We start from the raw sequence: 7,178 nt of genomic DNA, 5'->3' as shown, positions 1-7,178 counted from the left end.
AGTCTATATGACTAAGTAATTTCTACTATGTGTAGATAGCTTACCAATTATAACCGCGTAATTATGTCTATATGACTAAGTAATTTCTACTATGTGTAGATTAGAAGATGCGCAAACAGAGTGTTTCTAGTCTATATGACTAAGTAATTTCTACTATGTGTAGATGGATACAGTACCGTTTGCAGCCAGTAGTCTATATGACTAAGTAATTTCTACTATGTGTAGATGTTGCACTGCTTGAGGATGTTCAGGGCATCGTCTATATGACTAAGTAATTTCTACTATGTGTAGATGTAAACAACAATGTCATAGAACTCCTCGTCTATATGACTAAGTAATTTCTACTATGTGTAGATTTAACCTTCAACCTTTTTCTTGTACGGCGTCTATATGACTAAATAATTTCTACTATGTGTAGATGGCAGAAGACGGCCTTGGAATTGTAAGTCTATATGACTAAGTAATTTCTACTATGTGTAGATGTAATGATGCGTTCTTGATTTCTCAGGTCTATATGACTAAGTAATTTCTACTATGTGTAGATTAGTCCTATTATAAAGACTGTTTTCATTTGTCTATATGACTAAGTAATTTCTACTATGTGTAGATGGAAAGACCACGCAATACGAGCATTACGGCGTCTATATGACTAAGTAATTTCTACTATGTGTAGATAATTCGAAGTCTTTTACGATTGTATATAATAACTTAAAAGTATACCACCCTAATAATTAAAAAATATACTATAGACAGTCAGTTAAAACTAAGTAGTAGTATACTTTAAAATTATTATGCATATACTAATTTGAAAATATTTTTATTTTATAGACAGTAAAAGTTTTTTGTTTACTTTTGTAATTGAAAAACATATATCTGACCATGGTTGAGCATTTTTATAACAACATTATATCCACCAACCGAATAGGAAAAATATTTGACAAAACAGTAGCCACATACAAATATTTCTGGTTCCTGTCAATCATGCAAATACATGCAAAGACAGGAAACTTAAATATAAATGTATGGAACATAGTTACGCAGATGGTAGCCAATGCCTGGTATCCTATACATTATTTCAGGTTATCGTTTGGGAAAACAGATTCATTGTACGATATAGTTACACAGTTGCATAAAGAAATAAATATTCCTATTGATGCAGGAACGGAAGCTGTTATAGAAAGTATAAAGTCGCATAATGAGAGTCCTTTGGTTAAGAAACTGTTACGTACGCTTACTAATTATGTTCCATACAAATTCTTGAGTCCTTGGCTTGGAACATCAACAGATAAAGAAATAGTAAGACGCTCGCAGATGTTAGAGAATGATTGTCTGTATTCCATTCATAAAGAAGGGGCAGATTTTTATATCCACATCAATCCAAAATGGAATGATTTCCTGCATAGGCATTATAATGTACTGATAGATTTCGCCTACTGGAATCTAACTTTATTTCTTCAGGCACGAAATCCTAATGTTCCTGCTATACCAAATAAGTTGATTAGACCGGAAGTAAGGTGTAGCTTGGCATCACAACATCGTTATTGGAATGATATAATAAGGCTTTCGGGGCCTGTAAACTGTATTTATACAGGGCGGAAGTTATATATCAATGAATATGAACTGGACCATTTTATTCCTTGGAGTTTTGTCTCGCATGATTTAATCTGGAATTTGATACCGGCTGATGGAAGTATTAATTCATCGAAGAGTAACAGGTTGCCGGATTTGAATATATATCTTCCTAAATTGGCTATGATGCAATTACATGGACTTAAAACCTTTATAAAATCAGATAAAAGTTCGAAAATACTTGAAGATTTTATATCGCTAGGTTATACTGCAAATGAATTGGTAAATATGAGTGAGGTGGAATTTCTTAATGTCTTTGAACGAACTTTTACTCCTATGAACCAAATAGCTTTGAATATGGGGTTTGAAACTTGGAAATACTGATAATATGGAAAAAATAAATCATCCTTACCTGACGGCTATTAAACGTACTAATCTGTCTGTGCCGACACGCTTTCTTAAAGACAATAATCTGCTGAAAGGCAGAATACTTGATTTTGGCTGTGGATATGGTTTTGATACTGATGAGTTGCATAGACAAGGTTATAATATTACTGGTTATGACTATTATTACAGACCTGGTTTTCCGGAAGGAAAGTTTGATACTATAATCTGTAATTATGTGCTTAATGTGCTTGAACCATATGCACAGGCTGAAGTGATGATGAATGTAACAAATCTGCTTAAACCTGATGGTACTGCTTATTTTGCGGTAAGAAGAGACTTGAAGGAAGAAGGATTCAGACTACATGCTATTCACAGGCAATATACTTATCAGTGTAATGTGAAACTTCCGTTTAAAAGTCTGGAGTGTAATTCAAGTTATGAACTGTATCAGTATAATCATTTCAATAAGCTGCCTAGGATGGAGAATACAGTGTGTCCGTTTTGTCGTCTTGCAAGGCGTGTTGAGATTATTTGTGAAACAGCTACATGTGTTGCATTTTATGATGGTTATCCAGTATCACCTGGTCATGCGTTGATTATTCCAAAAAGACATGTAGCTTCATATTTTGATCTGACAAATCATGAGAGGGAAGCAATGAATGTTATGCTTCAGTTTGTAAAGCAGAAAATTGATGAAAGATTTCATCCTGATGGATATAATATAGGTATTAATGTGAATGAAGCTGCCGGTCAGTCGGTGTTTCATGTGCATATGCATCTTATCCCAAGATATAAGGGTGACGTTCCTAATCCTAAGGGTGGGGTGAGGGGAGTTATCCCGTGCAAGCAGAATTATAATGCAGCTCCATTGAAAAATGAGACTATGATAGCGCCAAAGCCTCAGAATACGAAAGCCTATACGGTGGAACAGAAAAGAAGCGAACACGGAAATGCCTATGTTCCATGGGATGATGAAGCGGATAGATTGCTTTGCCGCATGTATGATGAAGGTAAAAGCATCAGCCTGCTTTCGGATATTTTTGAACGTACAAAGGATGCTATCAGAAGTCGTTTGAAGAAATTGGGGAAAATAAAATGATATTTTGACATTTTTCTTACCTTTGTAAGGCCTGGTATCATAATTTTGGAATATTTGCAGGAAAAGAAAATGTTAAACAAAAATCTATGAATATGAATGATAAGATGAAAATATTCGTGAGTTATGGACATGACGAGTATACATCTTTCGCATTTAAGCTCGTGGATTATCTTCGGGAAAAAGGGTTTGATGTATGGATTGATGTTAGGGATATCCATGAGTCCTCGTTTTGGGATGAGGAAATAGAGAGGGGATTGATGAATGTGTCTGCAGCTGGTGATAGAGGGAAGCTGGTTCTGATAATGACACCGAAGAGTATCGGCAGGCCTGGTGGATTCTGTCTGAATGAGATTGCAATGGCTTTGGATAAGAAGATTAATATCCTTCCGCTGATGCTTAAACAGGCTACTCCGCCTATCTTTATCTACAGAATACAGTATTTGGATTGCCAGAACTGCATGAATGGAAATACTTTAAATGAGGAGCTGTGTAAATCAGTGTTTGAAAAAATCGAAAGTAATATCCGGAACTATTCGCTGGATACTTTGGGCAGTTATTCCTCGCTAAGGTCATGTCTGTCGCCTATTGATTTTTCTTCTGATATAAACCATTTCCAGCGTTCGTTCGTCGGGAGGACGTGGCTGGACAATATTGTGAATGATTGGCTTGGTAACGGAAATGAGAGATTCCTGTTTATCAAAGGGAAACCTGGCTCAGGAAAAACGGCTATATCGACTCATCTTCTTACTGTTTTGCCTAATATTATGGCTTATCATATATGCAGGAGAAACAATTGTGAGAAATCAAATCCGAAAAGGGCTGTCTGTACTATTGCTTATCAGATTTCAACTCAGATTCCAGCATATTCTGAAAGGCTCTTGGCTATATTGACTGAGAGGAAAATTGATTCGTGGGATAGTAGGACTTTGTTCGAGGAACTGATTGTAACTCCTCTTTCGTCTGTCAGACTTGATGATGATAAGGATAGGGTGATATTGATTGACGCACTGGATGAATCGTCTGTGACGGGTGGGGAAAGTATTGTTTCTTTCCTGTCGTCTTTGTCGCCGCTGTTGCCGGATTGGGTAAGGCTTATAGTCACGTCCAGACCGCTAAATGATATCATGTGTCAGTTTAATGTTTCTACAAAGTTTGTCAATATTGATTCTGTGGATTATGAAAGTCTTAATAAGATGGACATGTTGTCGTATATTGATAATACTTTGGAAAAATATAGAGGGGAGGAGTGTTATGATACGGCTAAACGTCAGATAGTGGACAATGCAAATGGAGTCTTTCTCTATGTGAAAACTATATGTGAGAATATCCTTTCAGGGGAAATGGATATAAATAATCATGAAACTTTCCCTAAGTCGATTTCGTCAATATACAATAATTTCTTCAGAACAAAATTCCCCAATATAAGTGTATATAATTCCAGACATAGAATCCTGCTTAGTCTGATGGCTGCTTCTTTTGATCCTCTTACGAAGGATATGGTGTGCCGATTGATGAAGATAAGGAAGCATGAACTGGAAACCTTGGTGAATGATTTGGGGGAATTTATAATTGTGGGTTCGAATAATGAACTTCAGTTTTTTCATCTTACAATGATGGAATGGCTTTTGGACGATTCTGCTTCAGGATGTTTTGCAATAGACCGGAAGGATGGTGATGAAATTTTTGTAGGATATGGTATTGATGATAATATCCTTTCTGAATACATGGTAAGACATCTGCCCAAACATCTGGCTTTGATGGGAGATATGGACGGACTATTGGAATTATTTAACGACAGTGAATATGTGGAGACTTTGGAGGGGTATTTTGCAAACAGATATGAGGTGATTGATGTGCTTTTTGATAATTTCAGATATTATTATGATAATTTCTGCATACGAGGCAGAAAAAGAAATTTGGAGTCTTTTTATCTGTGCAACTCTGTTATTGATGTGTTTAGAAATTATTCATTCTTTCTTTTTGACAAGGAGTACTATAAGAAATTCGGTGAGATGGGGTTCTATAATTTTATCCGTAATTCCGACTTTAAGTCACTGCCAGAAATACTAAGGATAAGGACCATCTCATATTATTATACTTATGGATTGATTGGGGAGGCACTTAAACTTGACTTTTCTGATATTGAGGATGTGGATATTGAAAAGATATCTGAAGAAAGAAGGGGGTATATGGCAGGATTTTATAATATACTTGGTGTTGCCAATAGAATATGTGGAAATATGGAACTGGCGGAAAAGTATATTTCCCGCTCTGCCGATTATTATCTTAAAAGTGGGAATCTGGATAGCGGGCATGTGGTGGCGGCAAATGTCTCGCGTGTGTATAAGTATAATCTGGAATTTGAAAAGGCTGAGGATATTCTCAGACGTGGAATGGAATATGCTTTGTCTTTTGGTATCCCGGATACGTATAATGATGAGTATGAGAGAATCCTGCATCTGCACAACGGCCCGACTTTTATACTGGCTGAATATGCAATTGATGTATATAATATGGAACTGGCCAGACAATGTATCGGAATTATAGCACGGTTCTTTGAAAAAACGGAAGCGCGCAGAGGAAGCAGGTTTTATCCAAGGTATTTATATACGATGGTATATCTGTCATTAATGGAAGGAGATTGGGAATCGGCTGTGTGGTATAGGGATAAATGTCATGAGATTGCACCTACGGCAGAGAGTTATTATCAGGTGGATGCTGCTGCATGCTGGTATAGATATTTTGCATACGGATGTAATGATTTGTCATTGATAGAGGAGGCTGTAGGGTATTTACTAAAATCAATGAAGGGGTGTGTGAAGGGTAAAAGATGGGAGTCGTATGCATATGTTTATCCTTTATATGGTTTGTGTTGTGAGATTTTGGGAAAGGAACCCGAACTTGATGCGGACTTTCCTATGGCTGTATTCAAGAGATGGATAGACTATCGCAAGAGTTTCTATCTGAAGTTGGTGGAGAGATTTGATAAATTAAAATAATAGATAGTATTATGGAAACAAAATCAGCTCAAGTGGTTATTTTTTCATCAGGGAGTCAGAAAAATACTATCTTAAAGCTTTCTGAGGAACTTGAAAAAATGAACTTTGATTGTACGTTATGGATAAATTTGTTTACTCGTCAGAACGTAAATAGTAAATTTGCTTTGTTGCCTACTTTACTTAAAAAAATTCCTACTTTCGACTTTGCCATAATTCTGGCTACTCCAGATGATTCGGTCAATAGAATTAGAGATGGTGTTGAAGAAAGTTTTCAGTGTATGAGAGATAATGTTATTTTTGAAATAGGACTATGTGTTATGGCGCTTGGGGCTAACCGAACCATTATACTTCAGAATGAGAAAGTGCATTTATTTGATGATCTGATAGGAATGTCCGGTATAAATGATAGCGAGACTATGTTGTCTGCGTCTGCCTTGGGAGTAAAATGTTTTACATATTCAAATATAAATTGTCTGGAACATTTGTATGATTCTATTGCTGAATATATAAATGTTGAACTTCAAGTGTATTCGCCAGTAGTAATCGGGGCTGCATGTTCGACGGCGATTGGATATTATAATATGTTCATAAAAAGGATAGTTAGTGGCTTGCGTAATCCGGATTTTGGAATGGGAAATAAGGAAGTAAGAGTGTTGGTCCCATTATATATCAGTAGTAGTATTTTTAAGGATATAGACAATTATTATGTCAACAATGGATTTATCAAGATGACAAGGAAAATGGATTCGGGAAGAGATATGTCATTTTATTATAAAATAGGAAATGACCGATTTATAGTATGTGATATTCCAACCAGTATCGGAGCATCATATCAAATGGCTCGCGATATATTATCTATAGAGGCTGCTGATGTTGATGATATGTATTCTGAAAAACGCTTCTTGATGAAGGAGGCTAATATGTTTTACTTGACATTGAAAAAACTAATTGCAGAAGAATCTCTGGATGCTAATGTAGAGATTGTGCTTGAAAGAATGTCTGGAAATTAATTGTTTAACCCGTTGGCGGAATTAAATTAGCGCATATTTAACTTTGCCAATGGGTTTGTTGTTTTTATAGTTGATGTATTGTAGGATTGTAAGTGCGCTAATCTTCCCTATAAT

4 protein-coding genes and 1 CRISPR repeat array are annotated in these 7,178 nt (G+C 35.9%); all 4 genes read left to right on the top strand.

Annotation, left to right across the window (positions count from 1 at the left end; genetic code table 11):
• Window position 1 precedes the first annotated feature (1 nt).
• Window positions 2-675: direct repeats of the CRISPR family, unit length 36 nt; unit sequence GTCTATATGACTAAGTAATTTCTACTATGTGTAGAT.
• 204 nt (window positions 676-879) lie between these two features.
• The 4 genes from H6A27_RS13685 (at window position 880) to H6A27_RS13670 (ending at window position 7,064) form a co-directional block, all read left to right on the top strand.
• On the top strand, window positions 880-1,953 hold the full coding sequence (locus H6A27_RS13685; protein WP_204509086.1) for an HNH endonuclease domain-containing protein: 1,074 nt from the start codon (window positions 880-882) through the stop codon (window positions 1,951-1,953).
• A gap of 4 nt (window positions 1,954-1,957) precedes the next feature.
• A complete protein-coding gene (locus H6A27_RS13680; protein ID WP_239469697.1) occupies window positions 1,958-3,055 on the top strand; it encodes an HIT family protein in 1,098 nt (365 codons plus the stop codon).
• Between the two features lie 86 nt (window positions 3,056-3,141).
• Window positions 3,142-6,054, top strand: coding sequence for a toll/interleukin-1 receptor domain-containing protein (locus H6A27_RS13675; protein ID WP_204509085.1), 2,913 nt, complete (start codon window positions 3,142-3,144; stop codon window positions 6,052-6,054).
• 11 nt (window positions 6,055-6,065) lie between these two features.
• A complete protein-coding gene (locus H6A27_RS13670; protein WP_204404055.1) occupies window positions 6,066-7,064 on the top strand; it encodes a TIR domain-containing protein in 999 nt (332 codons plus the stop codon).
• Window positions 7,065-7,178 lie beyond the last annotated feature (114 nt).

The sequence above is a fragment of the Bacteroides caecigallinarum genome (genome assembly GCF_016902295.1).
Taxonomy (GTDB): Bacteria; Bacteroidota; Bacteroidia; order Bacteroidales; family Bacteroidaceae; genus Phocaeicola; species Phocaeicola caecigallinarum_A.
Note: the sequence above shows the minus strand (reverse complement) of the source record. Positions and strands in the feature narration are given on the sequence as shown.

Bases quoted from the DNA above. Each gene is read 5' to 3' on its own strand.
- H6A27_RS13680 (WP_239469697.1), top strand. From the start codon at position 1,958: ATGGAAAAAATAAATCATCCTTACCTGACGGCTATTAAACGTACTAAT.
- H6A27_RS13685 (WP_204509086.1), top strand. From the start codon at position 880: ATGGTTGAGCATTTTTATAACAACATTATATCCACCAACCGAATAGGA.
- H6A27_RS13675 (WP_204509085.1), top strand. From the start codon at position 3,142: ATGAATATGAATGATAAGATGAAAATATTCGTGAGTTATGGACATGAC.
- H6A27_RS13670 (WP_204404055.1), top strand. From the start codon at position 6,066: ATGGAAACAAAATCAGCTCAAGTGGTTATTTTTTCATCAGGGAGTCAG.